Origin of the sequence: Parabacteroides johnsonii DSM 18315 (genome assembly GCF_025151045.1) — a bacterium.
Classification (GTDB): Bacteria; Bacteroidota; Bacteroidia; order Bacteroidales; family Tannerellaceae; genus Parabacteroides; species Parabacteroides johnsonii.
In genome coordinates this window covers 4,604,091-4,620,208 of record NZ_CP102285.1, presented here as the reverse complement: position 1 = coordinate 4,620,208, position 16,118 = coordinate 4,604,091, and the positions used below count along the sequence as shown (strand labels likewise).

General features: G+C 46.1%; 15 protein-coding genes. 4 read left to right on the top strand and 11 right to left on the bottom strand.

What is annotated here, in order from left to right; translation table 11 throughout:
* Positions 1–65: 65 nt before the first annotated feature.
* Positions 66–608, bottom strand: a complete 543-nt coding sequence (locus tag NQ564_RS18730; RefSeq protein WP_008152600.1) for an HDIG domain-containing metalloprotein — start codon at positions 606–608, stop codon at positions 66–68.
* Between the two features lie 90 nt (positions 609–698).
* Here NQ564_RS18730 and NQ564_RS18725 point away from each other — a divergent pair, with 90 nt between their 5' ends.
* Both NQ564_RS18725 and NQ564_RS18720 read left to right on the top strand, forming a co-directional pair.
* Positions 699–1,892, top strand: a complete 1,194-nt coding sequence (locus tag NQ564_RS18725; protein WP_039848352.1) for an exo-beta-N-acetylmuramidase NamZ family protein — start codon at positions 699–701, stop codon at positions 1,890–1,892.
* Between the two features lie 75 nt (positions 1,893–1,967).
* Positions 1,968–3,830 (top strand): sensor histidine kinase, encoded by a 1,863-nt coding sequence (locus tag NQ564_RS18720; protein ID WP_008152604.1) that lies wholly within the window; start codon positions 1,968–1,970, stop codon positions 3,828–3,830.
* Positions 3,831–3,881: 51 nt separating this feature from the next.
* Here the strand turns inward: NQ564_RS18720 and NQ564_RS18715 are convergent, their stop codons facing one another.
* Together NQ564_RS18715 and NQ564_RS18710 are read right to left on the bottom strand one after the other, a co-directional pair.
* On the bottom strand, positions 3,882–4,325 hold the full coding sequence (locus tag NQ564_RS18715; protein WP_008152605.1) for an META domain-containing protein: 444 nt from the start codon (positions 4,323–4,325) through the stop codon (positions 3,882–3,884).
* A 10-nt stretch (positions 4,326–4,335) separates the two neighbouring features.
* Positions 4,336–4,761, bottom strand: coding sequence for an META domain-containing protein (locus tag NQ564_RS18710; protein ID WP_008152607.1), 426 nt, complete (start codon positions 4,759–4,761; stop codon positions 4,336–4,338).
* A 272-nt stretch (positions 4,762–5,033) separates the two neighbouring features.
* Here NQ564_RS18710 and NQ564_RS18705 point away from each other — a divergent pair, with 272 nt between their 5' ends.
* Entirely contained in the window at positions 5,034–6,284 is a 1,251-nt protein-coding gene (locus NQ564_RS18705; protein ID WP_008152609.1) for a M23 family metallopeptidase, read from the top strand.
* Between the two features lie 10 nt (positions 6,285–6,294).
* On the top strand, positions 6,295–6,663 hold the full coding sequence (locus NQ564_RS18700; RefSeq protein WP_008152610.1) for a YccF domain-containing protein: 369 nt from the start codon (positions 6,295–6,297) through the stop codon (positions 6,661–6,663).
* Between the two features lie 87 nt (positions 6,664–6,750).
* Here the strand turns inward: NQ564_RS18700 and murI are convergent, their stop codons facing one another.
* From murI to ribD, 8 genes are all read right to left on the bottom strand, one after another.
* The gene (murI, locus tag NQ564_RS18695) at positions 6,751–7,587 is read right to left on the bottom strand and encodes a glutamate racemase (protein ID WP_008152611.1); all 837 of its coding nucleotides are present in this window, start codon (positions 7,585–7,587) and stop codon (positions 6,751–6,753) included.
* Between the two features lie 264 nt (positions 7,588–7,851).
* On the bottom strand, positions 7,852–8,349 hold the full coding sequence (locus tag NQ564_RS18690) for an OmpH family outer membrane protein (protein ID WP_005637336.1): 498 nt from the start codon (positions 8,347–8,349) through the stop codon (positions 7,852–7,854).
* A 72-nt stretch (positions 8,350–8,421) separates the two neighbouring features.
* Positions 8,422–8,937 carry an OmpH family outer membrane protein gene (locus NQ564_RS18685; RefSeq protein WP_005637338.1) on the bottom strand — a complete coding sequence of 172 codons (516 nt, stop codon included), beginning with the start codon at positions 8,935–8,937 and terminating at the stop codon, positions 8,422–8,424.
* A 205-nt stretch (positions 8,938–9,142) separates the two neighbouring features.
* Positions 9,143–11,836, bottom strand: coding sequence for an outer membrane protein assembly factor BamA (gene bamA / locus NQ564_RS18680; protein WP_008152616.1), 2,694 nt, complete (start codon positions 11,834–11,836; stop codon positions 9,143–9,145).
* 14 nt (positions 11,837–11,850) lie between these two features.
* Entirely contained in the window at positions 11,851–12,594 is a 744-nt protein-coding gene (locus NQ564_RS18675) for an isoprenyl transferase (protein ID WP_008152618.1), read from the bottom strand.
* Positions 12,595–12,611: 17 nt separating this feature from the next.
* Positions 12,612–13,331 (bottom strand): type IX secretion system protein PorG, encoded by a 720-nt coding sequence (gene porG / locus NQ564_RS18670; RefSeq protein ID WP_008152620.1) that lies wholly within the window; start codon positions 13,329–13,331, stop codon positions 12,612–12,614.
* Between the two features lie 87 nt (positions 13,332–13,418).
* A complete protein-coding gene (locus NQ564_RS18665; RefSeq protein WP_050771068.1) occupies positions 13,419–14,846 on the bottom strand; it encodes a DUF6242 domain-containing protein in 1,428 nt (475 codons plus the stop codon).
* A gap of 71 nt (positions 14,847–14,917) precedes the next feature.
* Positions 14,918–15,961: a bifunctional diaminohydroxyphosphoribosylaminopyrimidine deaminase/5-amino-6-(5-phosphoribosylamino)uracil reductase RibD gene (gene ribD, locus NQ564_RS18660; protein ID WP_039848436.1), complete on the bottom strand. Its 1,044-nt coding sequence runs from the start codon at positions 15,959–15,961 to the stop codon at positions 14,918–14,920.
* Positions 15,962–16,118 lie beyond the last annotated feature (157 nt).

Sequence of the window (16,118 nt, the reverse complement as noted above, 5' to 3'; positions counted from 1 at the left end):
TCCGTCGTTATTTGCAGTGTGTTACAGCGGGCAAATGTATAACAATTTAGCGAGCCAATCCCTTTTTATTCCCCTAAAAAGAGTTTACACCAGTTATCAAACCGTTCGACAGTTTCATTCCCATACTTGGAGAGACCTTGTTTTACCTTTTCGACAGATTTTTCTTTGTCCAGCTTCGTTTTGCTGTAGAACTTATCGGCGAAACAAACCAGTTGTTCTTCCAAGGTTTCCGGCATAAAGTCCCGGTGTGGAAGAGGCAGATTACGTTCTTCGATCATTGCCAGCGTGATACCCGTTCCGGTATGCCGTTCGCACACACGGGCATGGCGCGGATAACCTTCCGCCCGCATCAGTTCGGCCCCCAGATAACCGTGGCAAATATATTCCGCCTCCCCATGACAATCGATATCAGGAGCATTACAACGGAAAATACCGATATCGTGCAGCATGGCTGCTTCTTCTATAAAGGTAAGGTCAAGATTCATTTCCGGATGCATCCGGGCTATAGCCAAAGCTTTATCTGCCACACTTCTACTATGCATAACCAAAATCCGATACACATCCGAGCTTGCCGGGTAATATTTGGCAATAATATCTAAAGGGTTCATAACATTCAATCGCTTTATTGAGAGGCAAAGATACGCAATAAACAAAAAGAATCGTTACTTTTGCAGAAACAAATAGTAAGGAATGAGTCTATGAGAACAGTTATCAGGTGTGTCTTCTGGCTGTTAAGCCTGTTCTTGATGTCCGAAATCCAGGCCGTCACTCCACAGAAAGAACCTCTAAAATTAGGGGCCGAACGTATGGACGTCGTTACCCGTCTGTTGAAAGACAAACGGGTCGGATTAGTTGTGAACCAAACCTCCATCCTCGAAAAGCAGCAGAAGCATTTGCTGGACGCCTTGCTAGAAGAGGGCGTCGACGTAAAAAAAGTGTTCGCTCCTGAACACGGTTTCCGAGGGACGGCCGATGCTGGTGCCGAGATCAAAGACAGCCGTGACGTAAAAACAGGAGTCCCCATCATATCCCTATACGGAAAGAACAAGAAGCCGACAGCCGAGCAGTTGGCTGGTCTGGACGTGGTCGTATTCGACATTCAGGATGTCGGAGCCCGTTTCTATACCTACATCAGCACCATGCACTACGTGATGGAAGCCTGTGCCGGAAGCGGTGTCGAGTTTATCGTCCTGGACCGTCCCAACCCGAACGACTTCATTGACGGCCCCATCCGCCAGAAAGGATTCGAATCGTTTGTCGGTGTAGATCCGTTGCCCATACTGCACGGTCTGACGGTTGGCGAACTGGCTTGGATGATCAACAAGGAAGGTTGGCTAAAAAGCACGCCCGACACCTGTAAACTACATATCGTCAAGATGGAAAACTGGCGTCACGGCGATCCGTACTGGTTACCGGTAAAGCCCTCTCCCAACCTGCCGAACGACCAGTCGATCCGCCTTTATCCTTCGCTCTGTTTCTTCGAAGGGACCAATATCAGTGTCGGCCGCGGAACCTACTATCCGTTCCAAATATTAGGAGCACCCGATCCCAGATACGGAGATTTCACCTTTACGCCAGCCTCGCTACCCGGCTTCGATACGAAACCATTGCATAAAGACAAGGAATGCTACGGCACAGACTTGAGGGAATATCCCTTTACCGGAGGATTGACGCTGAAATTCCTCCTCGATTTCTACAATAAAGCCGGCAACGACCAGGCTTTTTTCTTCACTCGCCCGCAATGGTTCGACCTGCTTGCCGGGACAAAAGAGTTGCGCTTCCAGATTGTCCGCGGCTTAAAGGAGGACGAAATACGCGCAAGTTGGCAACCGGCATTAAATGAATATAAGAAAATCAGAAAGAAATACTTATTATATCCCGATTATCGTTAACTTTGAACGGTTTTTAAAACAGTACGGGTACAATTGATAAGTGTTTCTTCCTTGAAAATACATATATACATAACGATGCTAATATTGGCCCTTTGTTTTCCGCGTGAAGCAGAGGGTTCCTCCAATAGAAAAGGGAAGGAACTGTTTAATGTCCTTGTCATACAGTCATACAATCAAAGCCTGAGTGCCTACTCCAAATTCGACGAGTTACTGCACGGAGAACTGGAGGAAGAACAGATATTCTCTTCCATCCACACATTCTATCTGGACTGCGAACGATATAATGCCACAGACGAAGAAGCCCGGATGTATTCTTTCCTCGACACTTTAAGTTTCAAACCGGACATCATCATTTCCAATGACGACCAAGCCACCTATACCTTAATGGCCTGCAACCATCCACTCGGCAAAACGATCCCTGTTGTCTTTTCGGGCGTCAACTTTCCCAACTGGAAACTACTGGAACAGCATCCTAATTTCACAGGCTACTGGGATAAGCCTGAATATTTGAAAAACATACAACTGATCGAAAAATTATACGGAAGATCGAAAATACTGATTTTCAAAACGAAAGAATTCATCGGCAGAAAAGCGTTTGAAACATTGATGGACAATATCCAAGGACATGGAATAGCTGTTTATGAAGGGTTGTATCAAACAAGGCCCCAAACGACTTCCACGGAAATCCAGCCTGGCAAAGAAGGCTCTTCCGCCTTATACACAACCTCGACAGCCAATCTGACCGCCCGCCAGCTCCTTTGGGTATTTGAAGATAAACCCTATACCGCTTGCATGCAAATCATCCTCGATTTCAATGTCCTGACTGTCGGACGCCTGGCCAATGTGCCTAACTTCACAGTCATTAACAACGGGTTCAACGATAACAGAGGGATCACCGGAGGCTATTTCACAACCTTACAAATCCAGGCGGATTGTGTTGCCAAAACAGCTGCCCGCATCCTGCAAGGAACTTCTCCAAGTGACATTCCTATCGTAGAAAGCCCTAAAACATTTGCTTTCGACTGGAAAGAGATGCAACGTTTCAACATACGGTTGAACGATCTGCCACAGGGAAGCGTCATCTATAACATGCCACTGGAAGTCCGTTACCTAAACTATATTATTGCAGGCGGAATCCTACTCGTCATAGCAGTCGTCTATATCATCCTTCACCTCATTTACATGTACCGCCGCGAAAGCGAACGGAAAAAGCAGGTACAGCTCCGGTTGATCGAAGAAAAAGAGCGAGCCGAAGAAGCCAATAAGATGAAATCGGCGTTCCTCGCTAACATGAGTCATGAGATACGCACACCGCTAAATGCGATAGTCGGTTTCACCAACTTGTTGCAGGACGAAAAAGACCTGACTGATGAAGAAAAAGACCTTTTCCGTAATACGATTAACAAAAACAGTAACCTGCTGCTGAAACTGATCAATGATATCCTGGAACTCTCGCGTATCGAGTCGGGACGGATGTCCTTCACCTTCGACGATTGCGCCCTAAACGAACTATTGGAAGAGATCTACCAGACACATCACTTGCTCATGCCTTCGAATATCCGCTTCCTAAAAGAATTCCAGGAATCGGAACTTATCATTCACGTAGACCGTTTTCGGTTCACACAAGTGATTACGAACTTCATCAACAATGCCGTCAAGTTCACCACTAAAGGGCATATTCTGTTAGGATATGTCTATAAGAAGGAGGAGAAAGAAGCTCATATCTTCGTCGAAGATACCGGAAAAGGTATGTCGGAAGAGGCGCAGAAAAAAGTGTTCGAACGTTTCTTCAAGGCGGACGAATTTGCACAGGGTACCGGACTGGGCCTATCAATCTGTCAAACTATCGCCGAACGCCTGGACGGGCGGATCACCCTTGCTTCCCAGGAAGGAAAAGGCAGCTGCTTCACCCTAATCATCCCTTGCAGGCCGAAATAAAAAAGGCGGCCCGTCAACCGGAACCGCCTTTCAAACATTTCACAATGAAAGTCATTTCTTTTCAATAACCATCAATTTGGTATTGTCCGTACCATATAAAGCGATTTTATTGACAGGTTTCACATCACCTTCCGCTTCAAAGCGAACGACTTTGTCCAAAGCCTGCAACAACTCACGCTCACCACCCATATCCGGACAAGCCATACGCGTTGTCGCAACCTGCGGGAATTTAATGATATTCTTGTGAGCATCGCTGTATTCAACCTGTCCCATCATCCGGTTGCACCCTGCTTTTCCGGAAAGGGAATGACGCGCCACGTCAAACTCGATGACCTGATTCGTTTCGGCAGGATTCAATGCCTTACCGTTCAACTCAACAATATTCCAACTGCCATCCAAGTCGGAGAAAGTCGCCTCCACACCCTTTTTCACTTTACAGGAAGCAAAGATACCGATGCTCAACACTGCAAGACAAAGATATATATACTTCTTCATTTCCGCCCAATTAGTTTTTTGACAAAACCATCAATACATTACCGTCGGTATCGACCAGCAGCATTTCATTTTCGGACTGGCCTGCCTTCACACCTTTCACGTCTCCCATAGCTTTCAGGATCGCATCTTCGGTCTCCATATCCGGACAAGCCATCATCGTAGTAGCTGCGGGATTGATCGTGATGGAAGAAATATCCTGGTCGTCCAATACGACAGTCGAATTAAAGATATTACATCCGGCATTACCGTGAACTTTATTATCTTTCATATCAAACTCCATATTGGGTAAACCTTCTTTCAGTATTTTTTCTCCTTTTACTTCCACAATATTCCATTTACCTTCCAACTTCTTTGCATCTGTTTTGACTTCAGAGCAAGAAAACAACATCCCGACAAAAGCAGGAATCATCAAAAGTGTCAAAATAGCTTTTTTCATCTTTTACTTTTTCATTTATAATTATCACTCGTAAAGATAAGACGCCGAATCACGACAAAAAGTTCCCGAAGAAGTTGTTATTTAATATAGCTTAACACATAGTACTCATAAATAAAGCAGGTTTAATCCATCCGTCAAAAATAAATATGTTCGTCCGTATCGGTGGCAAAAGCAGATGGGCACTTTATGATTTTAGTGCGATTACCCTAAATTAAGAATGCTTATGGATTAATTTCGTATATTTGTTGCAATGTAAAATCAAAAGCCAGAGAATGAATAAGAGCATCGCCCTATATTTGTTACTCGCAGGACTGCTTACCGGCTTTTCCTGCACACATACGAAACAACAGCCTGAAGAAGAAGGAGTCGACAGCGAATGGTTGGACAGCCTGCAACACGTATATCAATATGGCGTCTGCATCGACTCGTTGGACGTGACGGAGTATAAGATGAAAAACGGCGATAATCCCGCCGCAATCTTTTCAGCCCTCGGTTTCTCCGCCCTGAAAGCGGATAGCATTACGAAAGCCTCCATCCATGTTCTGGACCCGACCAAACTCCGAGCGGGTATGAATTATTATACATTTACAACCCAAGACAGCATAGCCGATATCCGTTATATCGCTTTTGCCAAATCACTTGTCGATTATGCCGTCATCGACCTGACAGGTGATTCGATCCTGGCGTACGAATTCAACAAGCCTATTACCATCAAACGACATTACACAGAAGGGACGATCAATTCTTCCCTTTGGAATGTGATCAAGGCAAGCGGGGCGGACCCATTGCTGGCTATCAAAATTTCGGATGTATATGCCTGGCAGATCGACTTTTTCGACGTGAAGGAAGGGGACTCGTTCCAGGTGCTGTATGACGTTGCCTATATAGACGACACGACAGCCCTGAATATCACCTCCATCAAGGGAGCTGTCTTCACGCATCAGGGAAAAGATTTTACAGCCATACCTTTTACCCAGGATAGCGTTTTCGAATATTTCGACCTCGAGGGGAACAGTCTCCGAAAGGCTTTCCTGAAGGCTCCGTTGGATTTCTTCCGCATTACTTCGCGTTTCACGAACGCCCGCTTCCATCCGATCCTGAAACGCTATCGGGCACATCATGGAGTAGACTACGCGGCTCCCGTCGGGACGGAAGTCAAGAGTATCGGAGCCGGGACCGTCATCGCCAAAGGCTATATGGGCGGAGGAGGCCATACGTTGAAAGTGAAACATAACTCCGTATATACGACTTCCTACATGCACCTGAGCAAATATGCCAAAGGCATACAAGTCGGCAGCCATGTCGGACAGGGACAGGTCATCGGCTACGTCGGCTCGACAGGGCTTTCGACAGGACCTCACCTCGATTTCCGGGTATACAAGAATGGACAGCCGATCAATCCGCTACAGATGGAAGCTCCGCCTTCGCTGCCGGTCAAACCGGAACTGCGCGACAGCTTCGCCATCGTGAAACAGACGGTATTAGCGGAATTGGACAGCATGAGAATAAAAAACAACTTATAATATTGACGCTATGAAGTTTTTGGGAAATATCATCTGGCTTATCTGTGGCGGATTGCTTACCGCGGTGGAATATCTGATATCCAGCTTGCTGCTGATGGTTACGATAATCGGTATCCCTTTCGGGTTGCAGACATTGAAGTTGGGGATGCTGGCTCTTTGGCCTTTCGGCAGCCGGGTGACGGACAACGGCAATTCGGGCGGTTGCCTGTGCCTGGTCATGAACGTGATCTGGATCTTCATCGGAGGCTTCTGGATCTGCCTGACTCACCTGTTTTTCGGGTTGCTGCTGTGCATCACGATTATTGGTATTCCTTTCGGCAGACAGCATTTCAAGATGGCTGCATTGGCTCTTTCGCCGTTCGGAAAGAATATCGTTTAAGAGAAAGGGATCACTCTATCACCGGATAGCCTTGTCATGCTTCCACAAAAGCACAAACGATGATTGGCACATTATCCAATTGGTAAATCATTCAACCAATCTAATCTGTTCCACCTCTACCGGATATTTCAGGAAAACAGAGGCAGCATCGGAGAATTTGGTGGCAGATTCGGTGGTCAGGAAACGACAGTTCCCCTGCTTTGTCAAGCGGATATCCATTTCGGGATGGCGGTGCAGGTAGTCGGTCAGGCTCGCAGCGACATATTCTCCCTGCGAGAATAAAGTAATCCCTGCAGGGAGGAACGCTTTGATCTTTTCGATCAGCAACGGGTAATGCGTGCAACCCAAGACAAGTGTATCGATCTTTGGATCGGTGGCCAAGATATGTTCCAGATGCTTTCGCACGAAATAATCCGCTCCCGGCGAACCGAACTCATTATTCTCGACCAGCGGAACCCACATCGGGCAGGCTTCGCCCGTCACCGTCATATGCGGAAACATCTTTTTTATTTCCAATGAATAGGAACCGGAGGTGATGGTGCCGGTTGTCCCTAAAATACCGACATGCTTGCTCTTGCTGATCTTATCCATCAGTTCCACCGTCGGGCGGATTACGCCCAACACCCTACGAGCCGGGTCCCACTGCGGCAAGTCCCGCTGCTGGATCGTACGCAATGCCTTCGCCGATGCCGTATTGCAAGCCAGGATTACAAGCTGGCATCCCTCATTGAAAAGCGTCTCCACAGCCTGCCTTGTAAAACGATACACGACCTCAAACGAGCGCGTACCATAAGGAGAACGAGCGTTATCGCCCAAATAAATATAATCATACCCCGGCATTGCTTCTCTGATCTTATCAAAAATGGTAAGCCCTCCGTAACCGGAGTCGAAGATACCAATCGGACCTGGTGCTGATGAAAACATGGGAGAAGTTGTTTATTTATAATTCAAGCACGGATTTCACGGAAAACACGGAAAGAAAATAAATTTATCCGTGTAAATACGTGAAATCCGTGCCTTAAAAGATAATGAGGGTGTGTCAAAATCTTCTTGTCCCCGCACTTGATGCGGGGCCGCAAAAGGACAGACCTTATCAATCAGATATAGGGTCGGTTTTAATGCGATCCCGCGTCAAGCGCGGGAACAGGACAGTTTTGACACACCCTCATTTTATGTCTGCTAATTATATTAGTTAATACCTAACTTAGCTTTTACGAACTGAGTTGCGTCAACTGCAGTATTACCTTGATAAAGAACAATCTGCGGATCCAGAATATAAGTATATCCTTTTTCGTCACCGACTGCCTTGATGGCATTCTTCAGTTTGTCCTGGATCGGAGTGAACAACTCACCCTGCTTCTTCTGGAAATCCTGCTGGGAGATCTGGATGAAGTTCTGTGTACGCTGTTCCATATCCTGCAATTCCTGCATTCTTCTCATTTTGATATTTTCCGTCAATGAATCCTGCTGAGCAACAAAATCAGAATACTTCTTATTGTATTCGTCCTGCATCACCTGCATTTCGTTTTTATATTTGGCTTCCATATCAGCCATTTGTTTCTGCATCGTTGCAAATTCCGGCATAGCCTGGATCACTTCCTGCGTATTTACAATCGCAATCTTAGATTCTTGAGCAAAAACGCCCAACGGGAGCATCATCAACAAAAAAATAATCAGTTTCTTCATTTTCCTATAAAATATTACTTGTTATTAATCATATTCTTAACTTGCTTCATTAAAGCGCACAAATGTAAGCATTTATTTTGAATATCCTAACTTTATCAGGACTTCATTGCTTATATCGATCTTCGGAGAAGCAAAAATGATATTCATTGACGACGCCCGGTCCATGACCATCTGATAGCCTTTGTCTTCGGAGATTTCCTTCACGGCATTGTAGATCTCATCCTGTATCGGTTTCATCAAGCTTTCACGTTTCTTAAACAGCTCGCCTTCGGGGCCGAAATACTTACGTTTCAAATCCTGTGCCTCCTGTTCTTTCTGAACGATCGCTTCTTCACGTTTCGACTTCATCTCGGCAGATAGGAATACAAGATCGCTCTGATAAGTCTTGTACATGTTCTGCGCTTCCTGCTGGATAGCATCCACTTCGTTCTGCCATTTTTTGGAGACCTGGCTCAACTGCTCATTCGTCATTTCATAAGCCGGAATATTTTTCAATATATATTCCATATCTATTAATGCAAACTTTTGTGCGTGCCCTGCAAACGAGCAGAGGAACAACAGACAGCTTAAGGCAATAATCTTTTTCATACACATGTCATTTATAGTTATACCTTCTGACTGCAAAGATAAAAGAATTGAACATTGAGAGTTGAAAATTGAAAATTAATAAGGTACAATTAACAATTTAACAGACTTGGAAAAACTTCATAAGGGAAGCCTGAACAAAAAAGGCAACCGGAAACGAATCCGATTGCCTCTTCTATCTAATTTTCAACTTTCAATTCTCAATTTCCTAAAATTCCTGTCCGATAATAAAGTGGAAGTTACTACCGCCTCTCTGTGAACTTCCGTCAGGACGATCGAAACCGTAAGCCCAGTCGATACCCATCAGACCAATCATCGGGAGGAAGATACGGACACCGACACCGGCAGAACGCTTCAACTGGAACGGATTGAAATCTTTCAAATCTCTCCAGGCATTACCCGCTTCTACGAATACCAGACCGTAGATCGTTGAAGACGGCTCCAACAAGAACGGATAGCGCAACTCCATCGACAGGCGGGAGTAAGCGTAACCATACGAATTGTAACCTCCGTTACCGGCGATACTACCGTTTTCGTAACCTCTCAAACCGATCGTTTCGGTAGCATAGGTACTGGAGTATCCACTCATACCGTCACCCCCCATATAGAAGGTTTCGAACGGCGACTTCTTATACTTGTTGTAAGAACCCAGGAATCCGTATTCGACACGTGTCATCAACACCGGCGTACGTTTTACAGTCAACGGAGCCAGCGGAGAGAAGATCTTCGCTTTGAATTTCCATTTATGATACTCGATCATGCGGAACTTCGCTTCATCCTGGTCGCTCATATTCTTATAGTCCTTACCGTCCCACAATGACCAGGGCGGAGTTGCGGCAACCGAGAACATGAACTGGGAACCTTTACGTGTGTACAGCGGGTTGTCAATAGAGTTACGCTGCAAGTTCAACTCCAAGTTGATATTGTGACAGTTACCATTATTTACCAGGAAGTAATCCCAATCTTTCATCATATACAACTGGTAGTTCAGAGTCGCCATAAACTGGAAGTAGTCATCCGGCCAGTTCAAACGCTTACCGTAACCGGCAGAAAGTCCGAACATCATGATCGACTTATCTGGGTCGTAGGCCAATTCATAGTTACCGTAATTTCCATAACCGTAACCATAGCCATAGCCGTAACCATAGCCACCGTAACCGCCATAATAAGGATAGCCGCCATAACCGTAATACGGGTTATAACCATAGCTATTATTGCTCAAGTAGTTACTACTGATATCCGTCTGTTTGGAGAAGTAAGCGCTCACGGACAAGGTATTCGGGCGTTTGCCACCAAACCACGGGTCCATAAACGAAATACTGTATGCCTGATAGTAGCGTCCGTTTGTCTGGCCGCTCAGTGTCAGCGTCTGTCCTTCGCCCTGCGGAATAATACCTTTATAGGTGCTCGGGTTCAGCAGGTTCTTCATAGAGAAGTTCGTAAACTTCAAACTCAACTTACCGATCACACCTGTCTGTCCCCAACCGGCAGAGAACTCGATCTGGTCGTTTGCCTTGGACACGAGGTTGTACTGGATATCCACTGTTCCGTTATCAGGATCAGGTATCGGTTGCGGAACCAAATTTTCCGGGTCGAAATGTCCCATCTGCGCGATTTCACGAGTTGAACGCATCAAGTCGTCACGGCTGAACAACATACCCGGCTTCGTACGAAGTTCACGACGAACAATATCTTCATACAGACGGTCGTTACCGTTAATGATCACTCGGTTGATAGTTGCCTGAGGACCTTCCTGGATACGGACTTCCAAAGAGATGGAGTCGTTTTCGACGTCCACTTCAACAGGATCGGCACCAAAGAAGATGTAACCGTTGTTATAATACAAGTTGGAAACGGCATCATCGTCGGTCGTCAATCGTTCATTCAGTTTCTTCTGGTTATAAACGTCACCCGGTTTCATTCCTAAAATATACAACAGCTGTTCCGTCGGATATTTCGTATTACCGACAAAGTTGATATCTTTCAGGTAATATTTGTCACCTTCTTCCACTTTCAAGAAGATATCCACCCGTTTTTCGTTATAATTCACAACACTGTCTTCCACAAGAACAGCATCACGATACCCTTTTTCGTTATATTTTTCGATAATGTTTTTCTTATCGTTTTCATATTCTTCCGTCGTAAATTTCTTCGTGCTGAACGCTTCCAAGATACTGCTCTTCCAGTCGTTAAACAGGCTGAACTTTTCGTTCGTCTTCTTCATCGCCTTTTTCAAGTCACGATCCGTCAACGCACTGTTTCCCTCGAAATGGATCTTGTGGATTTTGGTCTTTTCGTTCTTGTTGATATTGATATCAACGATCACTTCGCCTTCGTGTGCGATATCGTCCTTCTGTAGGATTTCAACATCCACATTCTTAAAGCCCTTGCCATCGAAGAACTTCTTGATCAGCGTAGTCGCACGGTCGATCAGGTTAGGAGTCACCTGGTATCCTTTCCGCAAACCCAGACGGGCTTCCAGATCCTCACGCTCTCCCTTCTTGATGCCATGATAGTTGACTTCCGAAATACGCGGACGCTGTTTCAATTGGATTTCCAACCAAACCTGATCCCCCTCGATTTTAGTTGCCAGAATCTTAACATCCGAGAATAGTCCATGTTTCCAGAAACGCTTTACAGCATCTGTAATCGCTCCGCCCGGCTCAGGTATAGTAATCTCATCCCCTACCGACAAGCCGGAAAAGCCTATTAACACGAAATCATCATAATTTTTAATCCCCGTCACCTTGATATCCGCAATTTTATACTTTTTGGGAGGTGTCGAATAGGAAATGACCGGCACTTCTGCCGGCTCTTCAACCTTGGTAGTGTCAGTTTCCTGAGCAAAAGCCCCGAAGGCCAATCCCAGAAACATGAAAAACAGCACTATTCTTTTGTACATATAACAGCTATTGTTTATAAGATTAATTGCTCACTTGTCTTACCGAAGCGTCGTTCACGCTGCTGGTAATACAATATAGCTCCATACAACTCTTCTTCTCTAAAATCCGGCCAATACACATCGGTAAAGAAGAATTCGGCATACGACAACTGCCAAAGCAGGAAGTTGCTGACGCGTTGTTCTCCTCCGGTACGGATCAATAAATCCGGATCGGGAATACCTTTGGTTGTCAGGTGATCCGAGACGACAGCCTCGGTTATATCGTCGGGGTTTATTTTCTTCTCCGCCACCTCTCCGGCCAGACGTTTCACAGCTTCGGTTATTTCCCAACGGGCCGAATAACTCAAAGCCAATATGAGCGTAACACCCGTATTGGCCGAAGTCTGTGCGATACAATCCTGCAAAGTGGCATGTGCATCTGCCGGCAAACGGTCCAGATTGCCGATCGCCATCAGACGGACATTATTTTTCATCAGGTCAGGAGTCTCGCGATGAATGGCTGCAACCAGCAAGCTCATCAACGCCTGTACCTCCGCCTCCGGACGATTCCAGTTTTCCGTCGAAAACGTGTACATCGTCAGATATTTCAAACCTACGGTTGTAGCGGCTTCCACGACTTTACGGACAGATACAACGCCCTCCTGATGTCCGTAGCTCCGGTCTTTCCCCTTCGCTTTGGCCCAGCGTCCGTTGCCGTCCATAATAATCGCCACATGCTGCGGCAATCGATTTTTATCTATTTGTTCAATCAGCGACATAGTGTTTTCATCTATAACTACTGTATATTATCTATATTCTTCGCGTTGTTGCAGGTCCTGCATCGCGGACCGAAATCCCAGGTAACCGTAAACAACAAAAAAGAATACCAATCTTTATTCTTCAAAAAACTACCTTTCATATGGTAGGGATCATCCAGAAACGCATTGCTGTCGTCCGTCACGTCCAGACCGTCGCCAAACAGTTTGCGGAACGAGAACTCGCATCCCAGGTTAATCCTGTTCTTCACCTTATATTTCAACCCCACACCGAGCGGAATGTTCGGACCGGCAAAAGTCTTCCCGCTGCCCGGCGCAACCGTCACACCCAATCCCATAAAAATATAGGGAGTGAAACGCCTTGCGTTCGAATACGCAAATTTATCACTGTACGGAAAGAAGTTGAACTCCATCTGTCCGCCCAGTTCGATCAGGCTCCGGCTGAAAGAACCTTGCGCATGATCCGGAAAAACATTCTGTTGCCCTTCCGTCGTGCCTGAGACCTGTCCCCACATCAGATTGGTCTTTACCGCCCACCTGAAATTAGGATTATAGCGAAAAACGGCCCCGAACGCGGGATTCAGCCCTTTGAAAAAAGCGTTCTTGTTGACATCGCCCATATAAAAGGCTCCGCCTGCCATTCCTCCGATCTCGTATTTATATTCTTGTGCGTGAAGACCGGCCATACAACCGGCCAAAAGGACTAATATGAGTATGCGCTGAAAGAAAGTTGAAGTCATAATCGTTTTCTGTTATAATCTATACCTTCTTTTCTAACGCCGAATCGCTCATAAAATTATATGGTCCTCCACGAACTTTCTTTATGCTTAAAAACCCAGGCGGTTAATACGGCCGCGCCAGATTTGGTTCAATACATTCGAACTATTGGTTTCTTTTCCGCCGAAAAGATACATATAATTATCCTGATCCACATAGATAGAAGAGAACCCTCTTGCCTTGAATTCCTGCGGCATTACGACCAGTGAATCCGACAGGCTCCAGTTGACGCCTCCGTCACGTGACAGGTAAATATCAGAAGAGGCCTTACCCGCTTCATTGATACCGCTCAACATAAATATCTTATCGTCATATTCCGCTACTGCGACACCCTCCTGTTTATCAAAAGGAGCCGTTTCGTCATCCGTCAACTTCGCCCAGACTTTGCCATCATCCGTCGCCCAAGCCGTATTCGTCAGTTTATTGTCCTTATCTCTTCCGGCAACCACTAACAGGCGGGCACGGAACATCGAATTATAGGAAAGATTACCGAAACCGGTCAAAGGGAAGCCTTCGTTCAGAAGAGTTCCTTCGTTCCATACCTTCGCTTCATTCATATACCCGTAAACCAGCGTGCCATCCTTGTCGATAACCGCGCTAAGGGCTGACGGCTGCTTGCCGGCCGCCGTAAAGTCATCGTCCACATCGATAGTACCCAAAAGGGCTTTTATCACCGGAGAATTTTCAACAGGAGACCAAGTCTGGCCATCGGCTGAACTATAAAGGACACCTTTCGTCGTAACGACATAAAACGCATCTTCATAAGCGGTCATCTGTGACAAACGGATTTCTCCGACAGGAAGTCCCGAAACAGTCAGTTTCGTCCAGTTCTTACCGTCAGCGACAGCCGAACGGTACAGCTGGTAGCCTTCGCTTGCATTTACAGGCTGCGTGTACATATAATAAGACTCGTCATTTCCTTCACCGAAAACAACGACTTTTTCTTCCTTGACAGCACCGTCCGCAATGCCTTCCTTATAAATGCCCCAAACCATCGAATCAGGCAGAACCTGATGGATATTGACTTGTGCGATGTATGTCTTTGTGGTTTGGCCATCCCACAACGTATTCACGAACTTAACCGGTTTGGAGAAGTCCAGCGAGTCTTCCAGGTTCCAATAGCTCAGCGTATCGCTGATTGCCTCCTGCATGACCTGGCACGTATATACCGTAGAAGCCAGCTTAACCGTACAAATCACTTTTTCATCCAGCTTCGTCCCATAAGGCATGGAGTCTATATTGAAGATATGTCCGGTTACCTGATCAATCGTAAAAACGACATTCTTCAGTTCCGGGATAGAATCATTCGACAAAGAAAAAGATAGAATCTGACAATCTTTACTCAGCTCATATTGCGTATCATCCGAACCCAGACATGACGACAATAACAGAGCACAACATCCGGCTATAAACAGTACTATTCTATTTTTCATCAAAAAATAAGTTTGTTGCATATAAAGGCACAAAAGTAGAAACATTTTTTGCTTTATACCTCATATAGGGGAATATTTATAATATTTTAGTGTCGTTACGAATTATAAAGTTCATTTTAAACCTTTTGTTTCCAGGTTTCCAAAAGATGTCCGTGCCTCTGTTCCGTACCGGTCAACACGCCAGGAACAGCAGGTGCTTTCACCCCCGCACCCAGAACAGCCGGAGCCGTTTCGACCCAAGCCTCGTCCCACAAGCCGGCATCAAGGAAACTTTCCAGCAGTCCCGCGCCTCCTTCGACCATCAACGAATTCAAATTCTGCTCATATAAATATTGTAAGACTTGCGGCAAGACCTCCTGTTCGAAATCGATCCGCACATACTCGACATTCGGTCGGCTTTCGACTTCAGCGGCTGTAAATACGAGCGTACGCACCATGCCATCCAGCAGATGCGAACCGGCCGGCAACTTCAATGTCCGGTCGAGCACCACCCGGACCGGAGACTGACCCGCCCAATGCCGCACGGTCAGCGACGGATTGTCCAACAACGCCGTACGCGTCCCGACCATAATGGCCGCCACTTCGGAACGAAGCCGGTGAACTCTTCGGAGCGTCTCGGCAGAAGACAAAAGCACCGGGGATTCAGTAGCATCCTCCCGCCGGACATCCATAAAGCCATCTGCGCTCTGGGCCCATTTCAGATAAACATAAGGACGTTTCCGTATCTGGAAAGTCATAAAAGCCGGATTCAGGGTACGAGCCTCTTCTTCCAACACTCCCGTCACGACTTCGACACCTGCCTCGCGCAGCATACGTACTCCCCGCCCCGACACTTCCGGAAACGGATCCAAAGTACCGACCACGACACGCGGGATACCTTTCTTTATAATCAACTCCGCACAGGGAGGTGTCTTTCCGTAATGAGAACAGGGCTCGAGGCTCACATAGATAGTGGAATCCCGCAAAAGCGCTTCATCCCGGACAGAGGCCACCGCATTCACTTCGGCATGTGCTTCGCCACATTTACGATGAAAGCCTTCTCCTATAATCTTCCCTTTATGCACTATCACCGCACCGACCATCGGGTTCGGAGCCGTATTACCTTCTCCTCCCCGTGCAAGCTCGATGCAGCGGGCCATATATTTCTCTTCGACAACCATCTTCTTTTGTTCTTTATTCAACAAAGGTACAAAGATTATGAAAAACCAGCGGGAAAAGGGAAAAAGTTTCAAGTCTGAAAAAGAATTGAAAATAAATTTTCAGGCTTTTCCTTATAGTGAAAATAAATTTTCATTGGCGGGAAAATATATTTTCACC

Coding starts and splice junctions, on each gene's coding strand:
- NQ564_RS18715 (WP_008152605.1), bottom strand. CDS start 4,325: ATGAAGAAGTATATATATCTTTGTCTTGCAGTGTTGAGCATCGGTATC.
- NQ564_RS18725 (WP_039848352.1), top strand. CDS start 699: ATGAGAACAGTTATCAGGTGTGTCTTCTGGCTGTTAAGCCTGTTCTTG.
- NQ564_RS18675 (WP_008152618.1), bottom strand. CDS start 12,594: ATGTCGCTGATTGAACAAATAGATAAAAATCGATTGCCGCAGCATGTG.
- bamA (WP_008152616.1), bottom strand. CDS start 11,836: ATGTACAAAAGAATAGTGCTGTTTTTCATGTTTCTGGGATTGGCCTTC.
- NQ564_RS18690 (WP_005637336.1), bottom strand. CDS start 8,349: ATGAAGAAACTGATTATTTTTTTGTTGATGATGCTCCCGTTGGGCGTT.
- NQ564_RS18730 (WP_008152600.1), bottom strand. CDS start 608: ATGAACCCTTTAGATATTATTGCCAAATATTACCCGGCAAGCTCGGAT.
- porG (WP_008152620.1), bottom strand. CDS start 13,331: ATGACTTCAACTTTCTTTCAGCGCATACTCATATTAGTCCTTTTGGCC.
- NQ564_RS18705 (WP_008152609.1), top strand. CDS start 5,034: ATGAATAAGAGCATCGCCCTATATTTGTTACTCGCAGGACTGCTTACC.
- NQ564_RS18710 (WP_008152607.1), bottom strand. CDS start 4,761: ATGAAAAAAGCTATTTTGACACTTTTGATGATTCCTGCTTTTGTCGGG.
- ribD (WP_039848436.1), bottom strand. CDS start 15,961: ATGGTTGTCGAAGAGAAATATATGGCCCGCTGCATCGAGCTTGCACGG.
- NQ564_RS18700 (WP_008152610.1), top strand. CDS start 6,295: ATGAAGTTTTTGGGAAATATCATCTGGCTTATCTGTGGCGGATTGCTT.
- NQ564_RS18665 (WP_050771068.1), bottom strand. CDS start 14,846: ATGTTTCTACTTTTGTGCCTTTATATGCAACAAACTTATTTTTTGATG.
- NQ564_RS18720 (WP_008152604.1), top strand. CDS start 1,968: ATGCTAATATTGGCCCTTTGTTTTCCGCGTGAAGCAGAGGGTTCCTCC.
- NQ564_RS18685 (WP_005637338.1), bottom strand. CDS start 8,937: ATGAAAAAGATTATTGCCTTAAGCTGTCTGTTGTTCCTCTGCTCGTTT.
- murI (WP_008152611.1), bottom strand. CDS start 7,587: ATGTTTTCATCAGCACCAGGTCCGATTGGTATCTTCGACTCCGGTTAC.